Genomic DNA, 17240 nt, shown 5'->3' on the forward strand with positions numbered 1-17240 from the left:
ACGAGAACAGGGTCATTTACAAGATTATCATCTGTAGTGACATAGACCTTATTTGTGAATTCATTGACTACTAAATCTGCAAAAGGATCACTCCCAAAGTAACAGTCGCAGTAATTACAAAACCATTATCACCATCAATAACGGAGACGATATCTAGAAATTGAGATGTGACGTAGATTAGATTCCTTTGTTGATCAACAGCAACACTTTTCGCAGTGGGAGCTATGGTGACAGTATCAATAATAATATTAGATGTCCCATCAATAATAGTTAAGGTGCTCCCGACGTTATTCGCTAAATAAATTAAATTTTCATTTTGATTAACAGCAACCCCGTAATCATCGACAGCCATACCTGCTGTAATCGTGTTGATAATTAAATTAGTTGTCGCATCGATTACGGATAATACATTTATTGTTTGATTAGCTACGTATACTAAACCTGTGACGGAGTTTGCGGCAATTCCAGTAGGGTTTGTAATGCCTGTAATGGTATCAACCACCATATTTGTAGAGGCATTAATAACGGATACATTATTGGAACCAAAGTTCGTAACATATAGCAATAAGCGTACAACTTCTGTCACACCAACTGACTGCACGATTTGTCCATTCACGGTAGCACTTGCAGTAATTGCGGTTTTTGTCAGAGGCTTTGGTGGAGTCACAACCACACTCGTTACATAATTACCATTCATATCCGTTGTTGCAGGATTCGGAACAAACGAAACACCCGACGTTTCAGCAGTAAAACTAACATCTACTCCTGCTTGAGGAACACCGTTAAACGAGACATCCCCCGATATTTGTCCTTCACAATTGATTATATCCGGTAAAAATAGATTTAATTGCGGAGTGATCGGATAGTCTATATCTTGCAAAACCTTTGGGCTAGACACGAATAAACGAATGAATTGATCAAACTCGCTCGTGGCGTCTTCAAAAGCTGTTAAAGTTGGTTGAACGACAGCAGTAGTGGTTGTGTCGCTTCGATTGGCTAAATCGATCTCCACCTCAATTAAAAACGATGGTGTTAAAGGGGACTCAAACCTTTCCGTGCTATTTGCGTTAACTGTAAATGAAACCGAGTTGACGAGTGTCTCAGGAGAGGAATTTTCGTCGAAAAATCGTACGGATACACTCGCGCTGTTAGAGGGGTCTGTATTTCGAACTAAAAGAAAAACTAACTCTAAATTCGTTCTAAAAATCGGACCCGTTGTATATAAAATAGACATTGTTCACGACCTCCTTTCCTTATTTTATATACTCTATGCAAAGGAAGACTGTCCTGCATGGACGAGTGCGGATTTTCGAAGAATTAGGTACACATTGTTAAAATAAAAATATACTAATAGTGCGATACTCGATGTTCTGCAAAGTTTCTGGACTTGATACGAACCCCTTAGTATGGAAAACTAGGGGGTTTTTGTGTGTTCTCATGCACTTAAAGGGCAATCATACGATAGGTAAAAGTTAATTGCGTCAGATAGAAAGAAAGTAAATTTTGAAGGTGGAAATCTAACATCGGATTCTGGCCTTCTTTTATATAGAGACTTCGATGAAAAGCTGGGTCTTAGTCGCCTAATAAAAGAAACGTTACAGGTGAATGATTCTGTTTATCATCATACTCATCCCAATAGTGATGTAATCATACAAAAAATTTATCAACATGTCGCTGGATACCACACAGATGACCATGCGGATGAACTAAAGAAAGAACCGCTTTTTACTTCGATATTAGGAAAAGAACGATTAGCTTTACAACCAACCATATCTCGGTTAAATCAGAAGTTTGATAAGGATACCTTGAAACAGCTTCAAAAGATCAATCAAACCTTTTTTGATCATGTTCAAAAATTCCAATCCAGTAATTATTTTCTTCTAGACCTAGATTCGGCAAACTTTGAAGCGTGCGGGAACCAGTATGGAACAAGTTACAATGCTCATTATCAAACCAATGGATACCATCCTTTATTTATGTTTGATGGATTGACAGGAGACTGTATAAAAGCTGCGCTTCGTTCTGGCCATGTGTATACCTCAAGGAATGTGGTTCAATTCGTGGGTCCAACTCTCAAACACATAAACAAGAACTACCCTTGGGCTTCCATTGTGATTCGATGTGATAGTGGATTTGCCGTTCCAGCCCTTTATGAACTAGTAGAAGAACATGGCGCAAAGTATGCCATCAGGCTTAAAACAAACCGAAAACTAGAATCAAAAGCGCAAGAAATAGAAGACGTGTTAAGAGATCGATTGGATATCAAGCCGATGAAGCCTTACGTTTTTTACAGAGTAAGAAAGTATAAAAATCTGTCCTTATTCGGATGGTGCTTTTATTTTTGTCTAGCTCCAGCGCCCAACGACTCGTAAGTTTTCGCCCTTCTCCTTATGATAAGTTAACATCGAAGCCCTGCGGCTTTTCGTGTTTCCTTTATCTCATACGAAGTGCTCAAGCCCCTTCGTCGTTAGACGGGCGCTTGCGCTTTTCTTATAAAGAGTTTGAGTATCAAGCTGCTAGTTGGGATCAGCCACGGAGAGTGGTTGTCAAACTAGAAAAACCGCCTGGAGAGTTGCTTTTTCGCTATACGTTTATTGTCACCAATCTAAGTTACAGACCCAAGAATGTCATCAAATTTTATCAACTTCGAGGATCAATGGAAAATTTCATTAAAGAAGGGGAAAGCGGATTTTCATTTGATCAATTAAGTAGCCCTGATTTTTATACAAATGCTACTAAGTTACAAATGAACATGCTCGCTTACAACTTTCATAACTGATTTCGTCGTTTATGTTTACCTAAAAAAATGAAAAAGAACCGAATGGAAACCGTACGAATTCAACTGGTGAAAATCGCGGGTAAAGTAGTGAATTCTGCCCGTTATCAGACGTTTAAGATGTGTGGAAGTTGTTTGTATAAAAAAGAGTTTTGGTCTACACTCCAAAACATTCATCGTTTACCCCAAATAGAATATATGACTTTAATCCATTCTAAAATATTACACTTTTAAACTGCACTTATCACTATAGGAGAAGTCTGCCCTTTTTTAATGATTAATTCAAAATAATGGTTATTATATAGAGGGATCTAAATAAACTAACTGATTTCCTATCCAATTCTTCATTTCATTATGAAAAATCGAGCGTACCTCACTAATAAATCCCAAATAATGCATGCGAATTTTAAGCTATGAATAATTCAGGTTCAAATTGACTCTACTCTAAGTGAACAAAACAACAAAATTTCTTCAAATATCTTCATTTCTTTTATCTCCTCATCATGAAACATAGCCGAATTTTTCTCAGTATTATTTCTTTCATAAACAATGGTGCTAATGACTATGAAAAAAGCAGAAGTTGACAAAGATTCTGTATTTCTTTTTGTTATAACAAACCATAATAAGGTTAGAGAATCATAATCTGTATGTAATGGTTCCTATGTTGACTAGATTTCACTACTCCTATTCTTGTATTCTAAGTAAAGGTTGTTACTTCCTTGAAATATTAGAAAAGAAACTGATAGGAAGTAACGTGAAAAATATATGAGAATGGGGTGTGCAGCAAGAATGAATGAACATCGACTGACAAAGTATATTGCTATGTTTCTTGCCTTTATTTTATTTTTTTCGTCTATACCATTGCATGGTTTGGCAGAAACCCTGCAAAAAAAACAATGAAACAAAAGTAGAAGAATCGGACCAACAATCTTCTGAAGAAGAAGTGAAAATGGAAGATTTGGAAACAATACCACCGGTTGATCTATCTCAATTTGAGGGATTTGAGGCTGGAGAAGAAATTATTGACATGCGAACAGAAACCTCCAAGTTTTTTTATAATGGGGACGGAACGATAAAAGAAGAAGTGTACTTGGAGCCTGTTCATAAAAAAGAGGAGGGTGAAGAGTCATTTGAGGATATATCAACGGATCTAGTCGAAGACTCTTCCGATGAGAACAAGCTAGAAACAGAAAATACGTTTTTAGATACGACATTTTTAAAAGAAATGAAGAATGGAGAGTATGCCACATTTGAAAGTGAGGGTTACTCTCTAACGCATTCACTTATAGAAGCATCTGGAGAAGAAAAAGAAACTCTAAAAGTTACAGATGTTGAAGCTGTATTTGAAGAGAATACCATTACCCATCAGAATGTATTCCCATCAATTGATCTACAAAACATTGCGTTTGCACGACATACAAAAGAGTATCTTATCTTAAACTCGTATGAAGGATATCATCAGTTTACATTTAAGGTCAAAACAGATTTACAAGCACAGCTCACAGATCACGGGGAAATCGATTTTATAGATGATAAAGACAAGGTGATCTTTTCGCTTCCCAAGCCCTTTATGGAAGACTCGAATTTTGATGAAGAAAAAGGAGAGTATCTTCGTTCGGAAGCTGTTGAGTTTTCTCTTGAAGAAACAGAGAACGGATATTTTATAGGGTTAGAGGCTGATTCAGAGTGGTTATTAGCACCCGAACGTCAATATCCGGTTTATATTGATCCAACGGTTAAAGATTTAGGGATTGCAGAAGATGCGTTTGTTATGAGCAAATATGGAAATGAAAATTATAGTACACCTAATGATAAACATGATAAAGGATATGGTGAGACTTATTTACTAAAAATCGGTTACTATGACTCAACGACTAAAACGTGCTATGCCTTTATTAAACCGCAAACGAATGGATTTACCGTTGGGAATGGGTGGATGACACAAAAAGCTCAATTAAAAGTGTATGTCACACATAGTAGTGTATCTTATAACACCAATCTTTGGTTGGATCGTGTAGATAAATCATGGTCTGCAGGATCAATAACATGGAATGAACGTCCTTCATCTACGAATATAGGAATTGTGAGTGTGGGAAAAAACCAGTGGGCGACATTTGATGTCACCAGTACGGTAAAAGAGTGGAATAAAGGAACACGCCCTAACTACGGTTTTAAATTGCATTCGAATGGGAATGGAAAATCGTATTGGAAAAAGATTGTTTCTGCCATCGATAGTAGTAATAAGAAACCAAGACTTGAAATTACACATACCCCACTAGGAACGGCTAAAGCTCCAAAAGTAACTGCGCATTCAAGCGGAAAAAATACAGGAACGGGTTATTTTAATCTTTCATGGGATAAAATCGCGGGAGCTACTCATTATAAAGTCGCTATTTATAATGGGGAAGAATATCAGTACTTCGATGTAGGGACAAGCACATCCTGGTCAACAAAAGGAAAAGGAATTTGGCCAACAACATCCGAAATCAAAGATGGGAAATATAGTCTTCATGGAGACGAAGATGGAACGGTTAATGGTACAGGAGCGGAGCTTCCGAATAGCCCCAATAGTACCTATATTGCTTCTGGTGGAAAGTATAAAGACAATCATAATTATTGGTTTAGGGTGATTGGGTACAACAAAGAGTATGACAAGGCGACAAATATGTCAGGCGCAACCATGCCTACACTTCCTGATAGTACGAGACCAAACCAGCCTCAAACTCCGACAGCTATGATCGTTAATGAAAGTAAACCTAACAGTGGAGACCAAGTACAAGCCAGTGTGAAATGGAAAAGTGTGTCGGATCTTCCTGAGGATATCGCATCAGGCATTGATTATTATGCACTTGAAAAAAAGGTCAATGGATCATGGAGTTCTGTTGCAAAGGTCAAGCATACCGGAAGCAATGATTACGAATATACAGTGACAGGATTACCTGATCAATCTTCTGTGGCGTTTCGTGTGGCAGCTGTAGATAAAAACCAAAATACTTCTGGTTTTTCTGAGTCCCACACGCTTATCACGCCCGACCGTACAAGGCCAAGTGCACCCACAACCGTATCGATTGAACCGTCTACTTGGAGCAACAACCAAGATTACGTGGTTTCATGGGAAGGGATAAAAGATAGCGGCTATTTAGCGAACATCCAATACCGAATCGATAGTGGGGCGTGGAAAAATCTTGGAACCACGAATGAGAGTGGATCCAAGAAGCTTTCAGAGGAGTTAACCGATGGTATTCATACGGTTCATATTCAAGGAATTGACCGCGAAGGGAATACCAGTTATTCCAAATCGGCGACCATATATAAAGATACCTCGGCCCCGGCAGTTTCGCTTCTGTATCCAAAAGCAAACCAAACGGTAGATGGTATTGAAAACATTCGGATGATCATTGAAAATCCGATACCACGAACCAACTTGATTCATAATGGTGATTTTATAAGTGGGTTAAGTGGGTGGAGTGAATCTCGTTATTATGATACGGGTGTGATTTATACAAGTGGTAGCGTGAATAATTCCGATAAGGATGAGGAAGTCACCGAACCTGAGGAAAAAATATCCTTAAAAATAGATCCGGATTCTTCAAGTTCAGAATGGGGATACATTGCGTCTACTTCTTCTTTCATAGAGGTCAAACCCAATACAACGTATAAATTAATGGGGGATATTCAGACAGACTTACAAAAAGCGCATGCCTTTTTTAATATAGAAGTGCTTGAAGAAAATAAACAGTGGTATTGGGTGGATAGCCGAGATACTTCTTTATCTGGTGTTCAAGGTTGGACGAACCATGAAATAACCTTTACTACATCAAGTGAAGCTCAAAATCTTAAAGTTTATTTGGAAGTGGAACATGAAGATGCGAACGCGAAAGGAACCGCTTGGTTTGACTCGATTCGTTTAGTAGAAGTCAATAAAGAGACGAACACCCTTTCATCAACCAATCTGATTTATAACGGAGATTTTTCAAAAGGATTAGATGGTTGGGGAGAGTCTCGTAAGTATGATGAAGGTGTGATTTCTTCCAGTAAAGGAACCGATTCTTTTGATAAGCAAGAAGGCGATGCTCCAGAAAGAGTGACACTCAAAATAAATCCAGACTCTTCAAGCCCTGGAGCGGAATGGGGTTATATTGCTTCAACATATGTAGCGAGTGTCAAACCGAATACGACGTATACGCTATCTGGAGATATTAAAACAGAACTGGAAAAAGCGCATGCTTTCTTTAACATTGAAATTTTGACTGAAAATCCGAATTCTCGTCTTTATTGGATTGATGATGGTCGTGATCAACAACTAGAAGGGATTCATCCTTGGACGAGTCAAACCATCACGTTTACGACACCAAATGATGCGTCCAATGTTCGGATCTATTTAGAAGTCGAACATACGGATGCAAACGCGAAAGGAACCGCTTGGTTTGATTCAATTCGATTGGAGGAAGTGAACGAAACTTTAGGAGAGTATCAATGGTCACTTGCTTATGGACAAGAAGATGACCCTTCGTCTTTCACCGAGATTCAGTCGGGGACGAGTCAGTCGAGCGACCTATCCTACGCTTGGGATACGAGTTTGTTAGAAGATCAAACCAATTATACACTCAAGCTAACAGCGACAGATGCAGCTGGAAATCAAACAGTGAAAACGACAAACGTGGTGAAAACAAGAGACACATCTAGCATTGAGCCAAGTATCGATATTTTAAGTCCAGAAAAAGGAAGTGTCATCACGAGGCCATCTCCGCATCTTGACTTTTTAGTGAACAACCTTTCTTTGTTTACAGATGAGAATATGCTTAGGAATGGAAGCTTTGATGAAACGATTCCTGATGTGAAAGAAGGAACGGAACAACCGAAAAACTGGACGCTCAGTGTACAAGGTGGAAGCGCGACAACCGGTGTGTTTGATGCGAGTAATGGACGTATCTCTGTCCTATCCTTTGAATCACTTATGGAAAACCCTGCATGGAACTGGGGGAGTGCATCGTACTCGCAATGGAAAACCATTGAACCGAATACAACGTATAAAGTCAGTGGGGATCTCTTTGATGAGGTCGACGATGTGAGAGGATCCATATTTGTTGATTTATATAAGGGAAGCACCTTTGTCGAATCAATCAAAGTAGATTCAACCGCCGCCTTTGATATGGAGAAAAATGAATGGGTTCAGCATGAAAAAGTTTTCACGACGTCCGATGACATTACAGGCATGACGGTTCGCTTGCAAGTGGAAGGTCAGTCAAAAGGACCTGAAACGACGCTTGCTTTTGATAATATTTCGTTAGTGAAAGCAATGGATCAATTTGAAACCGATGTGTTTATTAATTCGAAGAAAGTCAATACGGAGGAGCAACCGACTGCTAATATTTTGTTTGATGCGACGAACTATGTAGAAGGAAGTACGAACCATCTCTATATTCGAACAAAAGATGCGGAAGGTTCATTTGATTATAGTACGTATGCTTACCGAACAAACGGACTGATGGACACGTTTGAAGACCAAGAAAAAGTAGAGAACCTATTGGGTGTTCAGCACGACAGTAATCAAATACACTTGCTTGAGTCCTCCCAAACAGGTTCGTTTGAATCAAAAGCCATGACGTTTGCGGGGAATATCAGTACGATCTATTTCAATCCAACAGAAGAAAAACCAGCAGGTACGGACATTGCCTATGAGGCATCTGCCGATGGTGGAGACACATGGGAATTCATTAACCCTAAAGAAACGACGGCACTCACGCATACGGGAACGAAGTTGAAAATAAGAGCAACCCTAACAAGTTCATCGATGGGTGTGACGCCAACCTTACAGGCGTATGAATCAGAAGTGGTGTATGTAAATCCAAACGGACACTCGTTTGAGGTCCATCTCATTGATCAACCTGAGAAGCTAACGGCCACCTCGAATGTGAACTATATGACATTATTACGCTGGGAATCGTCTAAGACAGCTGATGTGACATACCGCATTTATCGTAGTAAGGAAAAAGGATTTTCTCCTTCCAGTGAAACCATGGTCGCCGATCAAGTGAAAGAACCATTCTGGAATGACTATAACTTGAATTTTGGCGAAACCTTTTACTACAAAGTCGTGTCTGTAAAAGAATTTAATGGAAAGCCACGTGAAAGTTTACCCACGAACGAAGCTTGGGCATCGGTCGTAGATGAAGAAGAACTTAATAAACGATTAGGATTACAAGATTATTGGGGTTACAGCACGTTCCCGACGGCTCATGGGGATGGCTATATTAACATCAGTAGTGGAAACTTGGTGTACCAAACAACGGATTTTGTGACCGTGTCTCCGCAGTTAGCCAAGGTGATGAGACGCACGTTTAATAGTCAATCCACGACGAAAACGCCATTAGGTTATGGATGGGATTTCTCGTTTAATACGGCTTTACTAAAAGAATTCGATAAGAACGGGAAAGAAGTAGGACTGATTTTAAAAGATGGCGATGGTAGCTTACATCGTTTCGTTAAAAATGAACAAGGGACGTATGATACGCCGAAAGGGATTCATATGACACTTACGCAGAATCAAGATGGATCTGTTGATATCTTGCGAAAAGACCAAGTCAGTTATCATTTTGATACACAGCTCAAATTACGGTCTCTTTCTGAACCGAATGGAAATCAGCTAACCTTTAAATACAATGATCGTGGGAATGTGGAACAAGTCATTAGTGGACATGAAGAAGGGCTTTTAGAAGATGACATTACGTATTTCTACTATAACAAGGATGACCTTTTAAAAACGGTGATTGATCATGCGGGACGGGAATACACCTTTGAATACAAGGATTTCCATCGTTTAAGAGAAGTGTGGCAACTAGTCAATGACAATCAAAGGTATGCGGAAGAATATGAGTATAACGATGATAATGAACTTGATAAGCTCATTGATGCGGAAGGATATGAAACGGAACTTACGTATAAAGAGGATCGTCTGGAGAGAGTCACGGATCCAGTAAATGAGTATTCCACTTTCTTGTATGAAGAAAACAAGACAACGATGACATCGGATCAAGGAAAAAAGGTGACATTTACCTATAACGAAGATGGCAACATTCAATCGAAAACGGATCCTTCTAATCATACTGTGCATTTTGAATATACAGATCAAATGTTAGTGGAGCACATGTATTATGATAATACCTTTATCAATGAGGAGAATGAGGAGAGTAAGATAATAACGAAAACGCTCCATCATTGGTACACGTATGATGATCGAGGAAATATCGAGACGGTCGAAGATCCATTAGGAAATGTCACACACTACCAGGACTACAACGATCGAAATTTAGTCGGTAAGATTATTGAACCTGTAAGAAAAGAAGATGGCGTCACTGTCACCGCCACTACTTCGTATGAATATGATGATAAAGGGAATTTAGAAAAAACGGTGGATCCCGAAGGAAGAACCATTTCCTATACGTACGATGATATCGGGAACCAAGAAACGATGACCAATGAATTCGGTCATACCACCACGTACAAGTATGATTCAAAAGGGCGCGTTCAAAAGATTATCGAACCGTTAAACAAAGTCACAGAAATCGTGGAATATGACGAGCAAGGAAACCCAAAGAAAATCAAAGATCCAAAAGGGAATATCACAGAGAGTAAATATGATTTACTCGATCGATTAGTGAAAACGACGGATGCCAAAGGGAATACGATCGAACGAAATTATGACCTCACTCATAATTTAGATGATGTGACGGATGCTAAAGGATATTTAACGGATTTTGAGTATGATGAAGTGGGCCGGTTAAAGACAACCACTCATCCAAATGGAAATGTGGATTCGATTCATTATGATTATGATGACGAAGGCAATGAAAAGATCACCTACACCGATGGAGAGAATCGAACCATTACAAAATATTATGATGAGGTCGGCCGATTAGCCAAAGAAGAAGCGGCCAAAACGGTGACTTCGTATGAATATGATCTCATCGGAAATATGACAAAAGTGACCGATGGCGAAGGTCGAGTTGTAGAGTCAAGGTATGATGAACTGAGTCGTCAAACACACGTGATTACAGACCCTTCGGGGAAGAATATTGTGACATCAAGTGTGTTTGATCTACAAGGAAATGTCCTTCATTCGATTGATGGGGAAGGCTATCAAACCGACTATCAATACGATAGGCTCAATCGCTTAAAAACCGTCACTCAAATGGTGGATGAAAAACCGCTTACGACTTCGTATGACTATGATATAGAAGATGGGGAGTTCATTAAAAATAAAGTCACAGATGCCATGGGAAGAGAAAAAGTCACGTATTTAGATGCCCTTGGTCAGGTACGAAAAGAAGTCGATGAAGGGGATACGTCAGACAGTGAAAGAATGGTCAAAACGTTTACCTACGATTTGAATGGAAATTTAGTTGAAACAATATACAATGATGATTCTGTCGTGGAACACAAATATAATGAGCTGAATCAACTGGTAGAAGATATATATGGAGAAGATCATTATACAAATTACCATTACGATGATAATGGAAATCGTGAAACGATGATCAATGTTCAGGATGGAGAAAAGATCACAACTTCTTATGCCTATGATACGAAAGGACGCTTAACACAAGAGGTGCAAGAAGGTTCAGCCATTACGTATGCCTATGATGCGAGTGATAATGTGATTCACTTGTCTTATCCAAAGGAAGAAGGCGATCAACAACAAGATATTGAATACAACTATGATGATTACAATCGCCTTGAATCCATTGTAGTTGAAGGACAAACTGCGCAGGGATACACGTATAATGACGCTGGTCAGGTAGGGACGATTAAAAACTACCTCGAGTTTGATACAGAAGGATCGAATTATACGGTAGTGGATTATGCCTATAACACGGCAGGCATGACAGAAACCATTAGCTATAAGAAATCAGGAGAAACGACACTCGAAGAATTTACGATGTTTTATGACAATCGTGGGTATGTAGAAGAGGAAACGATTGATACTAACTATGATCAAAGTAAAACGGTGAAGAAAACGTATAAGTATGATTCTGTGGGAAGATTAGATCATTCGACGGTGGATGATAAATTGACCAGTTATACGTATGATGGAGTCGGGAACCGAAAGACGATGACAGAAGACAGCGACTCTTATGTCTATACGTATAATCAGTTTAATCAATTAAAGACCACGACGAAAAATGGAAAAGCCCATGCGTCATATGAGTATGACAAACGAGGAAACCAGAAAGTAGAGACGATTAAAAAAGAGATTGATGATTCTTGGAAAGATGTTCAAACGACATACACCTATAACTTAGCCAATGAGCTTACCAAAGTGGAAACCAATACACCAGGATCAGACATTTCTGTGACGAAGAATTATTATAATGGAGATGGACAGCGAATCCGTCGTGATGTAAATAGATTGACGGAGAAGTATTACTATTTTGATGATGCCCTTTTGTATTCGACGGACAAGGATAACCAAAAGGTGACTGAAAACATTTTAAACCCTTCTGGTTTGATTGCGGCATCGAAGCGTTTTGATGGAGTCTATGAAAATAACTATTTCTTCTATCATTATGACTTGCGAGGTAGCGTCACGAACATTATTGATTCAGATGCCAAACGTGTCAAGGGGTATGAATACGATGACTTTGGAAATCCAAAAGAAGTCGGCGATAAAACGTTTAAGAACGATGTGAAGTTCACAGGGTCCGTTCACGATGCGTCTACCGGACTCCATTATATGAACGCGAGATATTATAGCCCAGACACGGGGCGTTTTATCTCTCAAGATACGTATAAAGGATCACCATTCGATCCATGGACGCAGCATCTCTATACGTATACAACAAATAATCCTGTGAATTTTGTGGATCCAACTGGTCATTATCATGCTTCCCCAGATGGGAGTAAGATCTTAACAAGAGGGAGTAAGGTTATCCCACCTAATAAACCAACGCCGCCTAGTAATGATAATGGAAAAAACAAGGGTGGATCAAATGGTCCGAAGAAAAATGATGCGACTAAACCAACGACCAAGAAGTCAGGTGAGAAGAGTTTCTGGAAGAAAGTAAGTAATGTCGCGCATCAAGCACTCGATTATGCAGGATATGCCCCAGGTTTAGGACAGATTGCATCAGGAGTCGATGCCGCCCTTTACGCATTTGAAGGGGATTATAAGAACGCCGCCATAAGTGCAACAGGTATGATACCAGGTGCAAAATATGTGACAGGTGCAGCCAAGGGATTAAGGTTTGCTGCTAAGGGTCTTGATAAAATGACTCCTAAACAATTAACTAAAACATCTATAAAAGGCTTGAGAGAAAATCTACCTAAAGGTTGGAAAATGTCAGAAAACGGACCTAACGGAAATGATTTTGTTCATATTAAAGATTTAGATAACAACTATAGGATTAGAGTCGATCCACCTGATAAAGTGACAAAATATGATCACATGCATGTTTACGATAAAAATGGTAATTCATTAGACATAAATGGTAATAGTGTAGATTATAAAAGTCCTGATGCTCATTTACCATATAACAGAAATTAATTTGGAGGTGTGTGATTTGAATTCTTATGAAAAAAAATTGATTGATGAAGGTATTATTGACTCACCCTTGACAGATTTTATTATTAGTAAATGGTATGATAAAGTAACACTTGAGTTTAATAATAACATTCACATAATAAGGGTAGAATTCGTTAATTGTTTTGAGATTAAATTTAAACATGATTTAAAATATTTTGAAGGAGAAAAAGAGCATCATTATTTTATGCAAGATGTCGATATAAAAAAAACTGATGACTTTTTCAATATCAAACTCTCGGCATATCCTTTCAATGGAGAGATAATTTGTAAGAAAATCGAAATTATAAAAGAATAAGGGTATATATCATTTCTCAAACCTTGATTGGCTAAATGCCTTTCAAGGTTTTTGTTGTTATTTTACGTAAATGTAGCCTATCAAGCACTCGATGTTGCAGGATATGCCCCAGGTTTGGGACAGATTGCATCAGGAGTGGATGCCGCCCTTTACGCATTTGAAGGTGATTATAAGAACGCCGCCATAAGTGCAACAGGTATGATACCAGGTGCAAAATATGTGACAGGTGCAGCCAAGGGATTAAGGTTTGCTAAAGGTATGGGAAATTGGGCTGATGATGTCATCTCCAAAATTCCATCAAATGCTTCAAAGAGAGTTCTACATGCTTCAGATAATATTAAAGAATGTGTTGAGTATAAATAGAAGGATGGAGCTACGTGGAGAGTTAGAATGCACAGTAAAGATTTATCTGCTCCTATTAATTCAAATGCTAGCAAAGGTTGGACCATGAGGGTACAAAGAGGGAAGTGGTATATGGATGGTGAAGGAAACTGGCATAAGAGAAACTTATTAAACCAAAATAGCAATCACTATAATGAAAATATTGCTGATCAAACTCATATACCAATAAAAAAACCTAAGTAGGACCTGAATCCGTGGTATTAGCAGTGATGTTCACGCAATCATGGTATTTTGAATAGAGTGAACACCCTGGATATGATGAAGCTTTCCATGACCTAAAACAGGGAAACGGAAACCTCTTATTTAGAGAGAAAAAAAGCACGCTAAATAAACCTCTAAAAAGAACGGATTTTTACAGGTTTTTCTATGTTTTCTTTTTTCTAATTTAAATTAGTGGATGAAGACCGCCTAAGTACTGAAAACCGAATAGATCCTTCTAAACGTATGGAACCAAGGGCTATTTTTGCCAAACTTTAAGTAGACTTTTCGTGCATGTCTAACCATCTTAGAGGCAATGGTAATTAGATTTTGAATGACTTTTTTTATTCGACGTCGAAACACCTTCTTTTTTTAATGGGGCATCACTTCCTTTTAAACTTTCTTGTCCAATGATTCGAAGCAGATTATAAACAAAACAGCCAAGGTGTAAGATTAAATCATTCGTCGCAAACTTTCCTGATGGAAAGCGCTCTAAATCCAAATCTGTCTTTAATTCACTATGAAATTGTTCGCATGTTCCGTGTTCATGATAGAGAGGAATGACCTGTTCAGGTTCGATATTCAAAGAAGTCCAGTAACTTTCGAACTCGATTTCAGGGACTAATAAAATTTGTCCATTTCGATCGATCGTCCGCTCCACGACCTTATAAATTTGACGCACGGGTTTTCCCATTTTCTTAGGAGTTGCTTCGACAGACCCGTAAAATATTCGTTTTCCTTCCCGAGCTTCGATCTCCTTTCCGCGTTCTTTTGCGATCATTAACCAGGTCTCTGGATTTTCTCTTCGTGGGTTCCGTTTAATAATAAAATCGACCTTTTCTTCGTCACATACCTTTAAATTATCCGCACTATCATTTCCACCATCGAGACGAATGAGTAGAGGAAGATCGGTGATTTGTTTGGCATAACGAATGGATTCTTGAAGGAAGTGGTCTGTTCCTTTTTGAACATGCGTCTTTCCTTCACGCAATTCAACATTGACAATGTATCCTTCTTGACCTAGATAGCTGAAATTTGGCGCATAGCCATCACATCCCTTATAGGTACGACTCACGCCTTCTTTTTTGGTGTTCGAATTATCAAAAGGAGATACATCCATATCAAGTGGGACGAAAGCTTTCTCCTCCCCGTTCTCGTCTTTTAACATCGTGGGTGTGACGGGAGAATCAAATTGTTTAAGGAGCTGAACGGATTCTTCGAGAATAATGTTTTTCCATCCATCTTCTTTGGCGATTTGATTTAAACGCTGTCTGAGTGTTGAACTTGATGGCACTTTCTCCATATCCAATGCACGCATAAAAAAGGGATCGTTTCGAAAAGGTTCGATAGGATCAAAATCATTTTTACTCTGACTCAACAAGCCTATATAGGCTTTTATAATATTTCCATTGTTTATCGATGGAGCTGATTGAATTTGGGGGATCTTGATATCAGAGAAACGTTGACACACTTTCGTTTTAGATAAGAGTAGCCCAATTAAACCTAATCCTGAATGTGTTGATAAGGTTTCATCTGAATCTTCTAATATAAATTTCATCGTATGCACCTACCTGGTGAAAAATTTTTGAACCGAATTTTGCTCATAACACTTATTATACCAAGGTTTGCATAGTTGAAAATGATTTTCCTTTCACGGATTCAGGCAAATGATAGTGATAAACAATTAAAAGTCATAGATCAACTATGCGATCTATTAGAAAGTTATGAATATTGTAATGAAAACATTGAGGGTATAGAAGATATATTAACATTTCTATTGGAAAAATTGAAAACAGATCTTGATGATACGATAAAAAGTAAAAAAACAGAAGTTATGGTTTTAGTTTTTATGTATCAGAAAATAACTGATTATACGCTTGATTTAACAGGTCTAGATATAGATAATTTAGGTAATTATGCTTTATCAAATTTATTAGAAGTTATTGGTTATTCAAAACAAACTAATAGTCTATTTTTATTAGAAAAATATAAAAATCACAGTAATGCTCTTGTTCGAGAGGCTGCATATATGGCTATTAGTGAGATAAATATTTAGTATTATATAAGAACCTTGAAAGGCATCCAGCCAATCAAGGTTCATTTTTGGATCTTCGTCATTTACAATAATTGTTGAGATAAATTAATATCGGACAAGGGAATGAATTCAATTATTTCTCATTATTCACCACCTGTTACAAGTAGAAAACGAGGATTAAACATTAAATTAGCCATTCACTTTATTGAATTTGTTCACTTGAATTACGCTTTAAATAGCGATGAAGCTCTTTTTTGAATTCGTAGGTTTAGATTTGTTCAAATAGAATCTACTCTTATTAAACAGTGTAAATGGTCAGTTTAAAAGATTTTGGACTGATTCATATGCTGGATTATCTCCACATGTCCATCAACCAACTAGAAACATTAATCCTAAAACGGGTGAAATCTATGGAGGACAAGGTAGAAAAACGGGTAACGGAGGTGTTACATCTCCAGAAAAACAAGATGTTAAACAATTATATCGACACCTAAATGATGGAAAAATAGCATAATTGATGAAGGGAGAGTTATATGAGAAAGTTAAAAGCTACCCAAGAATTGTTCTTTACAGCTTTACATGAAATTCAAGAAGAGGTGTTTCAGGTTGCTTTGAATAAAAATAATTGCGAGAATGTCGAAAAGTTATTATACGATGTAACCTATGAGACCATTTATAGTATTATGGAGCTTTTTGACGGTTATACAAAAGAGAATTTACAGTTAGATATTATAGAAAAAGAAAATGAAAAATCCTTAAAGGAAAATATTCAACTACATGACATTTGTGTAGATTATATAAAATAATAGTTTCAAAAAAGGACGTTTTCGGGACTATTTGTGGTTCCACATAAAAACGTCTATTTTTTATAGAATAGTAGTTCCAAAACTCATGTCTAAAAACAAAGTAACAAAAATAGTTGTAAAAGACGTTTTTGGTGCTAAAATGAGGT

The 17240-nt window shown here is 37.9% G+C and carries 8 protein-coding genes and 3 pseudogenes; 9 read left to right on the forward strand and 2 right to left on the reverse strand.

Annotated features, from left to right (window positions below):
* Nucleotides 1–70 precede the first annotated feature (70 nt).
* Nucleotides 71–1234, reverse strand: a complete 1164-nt coding sequence (locus tag LC087_RS17700) for a YncE family protein (RefSeq protein ID WP_306019753.1) — start codon at nt 1232–1234, stop codon at nt 71–73.
* Nucleotides 1235–1475: 241 nt separating this feature from the next.
* Between LC087_RS17700 and LC087_RS17705 the strand changes: the two genes are divergently transcribed.
* From LC087_RS17705 to LC087_RS17730, 6 genes and pseudogenes are all read left to right on the forward strand, one after another.
* Nucleotides 1476–2372: an IS1380 family transposase gene (locus LC087_RS17705; protein WP_226541070.1), complete on the forward strand. Its 897-nt coding sequence runs from the start codon at nt 1476–1478 to the stop codon at nt 2370–2372.
* A 107-nt stretch (nt 2373–2479) separates the two neighbouring features.
* A pseudogene (locus tag LC087_RS17710) lies at nt 2480–3010 on the forward strand (transposase).
* A gap of 631 nt (nt 3011–3641) precedes the next feature.
* Nucleotides 3642–13319 (forward strand): DNRLRE domain-containing protein, encoded by a 9678-nt coding sequence (locus LC087_RS17715; protein ID WP_306019754.1) that lies wholly within the window; start codon nt 3642–3644, stop codon nt 13317–13319.
* 16 nt (nt 13320–13335) lie between these two features.
* A complete protein-coding gene (locus LC087_RS17720; protein ID WP_226541058.1) occupies nt 13336–13653 on the forward strand; it encodes a hypothetical protein in 318 nt (105 codons plus the stop codon).
* A gap of 54 nt (nt 13654–13707) precedes the next feature.
* Nucleotides 13708–14016, forward strand: coding sequence for a hypothetical protein (locus LC087_RS17725; RefSeq protein ID WP_226541059.1), 309 nt, complete (start codon nt 13708–13710; stop codon nt 14014–14016).
* Nucleotides 14017–14031: 15 nt separating this feature from the next.
* Nucleotides 14032–14238: pseudogene (locus tag LC087_RS17730) on the forward strand (polymorphic toxin type 30 domain-containing protein); the annotation flags it as partial.
* 225 nt (nt 14239–14463) lie between these two features.
* On the opposite strand, the pseudogene LC087_RS17735 reads toward LC087_RS17730, so the two are convergent.
* Nucleotides 14464–15820 (reverse strand): annotated as a pseudogene (locus tag LC087_RS17735) (IS1380 family transposase).
* A gap of 66 nt (nt 15821–15886) precedes the next feature.
* Between LC087_RS17735 and LC087_RS17740 the strand changes: the two are divergent.
* The 3 genes from LC087_RS17740 to LC087_RS17750 all read left to right on the forward strand — a co-directional run bounded on the left by LC087_RS17740 (nt 15887) and on the right by LC087_RS17750 (nt 17094).
* Nucleotides 15887–16309: a hypothetical protein gene (locus LC087_RS17740; RefSeq protein ID WP_226542544.1), complete on the forward strand. Its 423-nt coding sequence runs from the start codon at nt 15887–15889 to the stop codon at nt 16307–16309.
* Nucleotides 16310–16411: 102 nt separating this feature from the next.
* Complete coding sequence (locus LC087_RS17745) at nt 16412–16546, forward strand: hypothetical protein (protein ID WP_264190002.1); 135 nt, start codon at nt 16412–16414, stop codon at nt 16544–16546.
* Between the two features lie 275 nt (nt 16547–16821).
* Nucleotides 16822–17094: a hypothetical protein gene (locus LC087_RS17750; protein ID WP_226542542.1), complete on the forward strand. Its 273-nt coding sequence runs from the start codon at nt 16822–16824 to the stop codon at nt 17092–17094.
* Nucleotides 17095–17240 lie beyond the last annotated feature (146 nt).

Origin of the sequence: Bacillus carboniphilus (assembly GCF_020524035.2) — a bacterium.
Lineage (GTDB): Bacteria > Bacillota > Bacilli > Bacillales > JAIVKR01 > Bacillus_CC.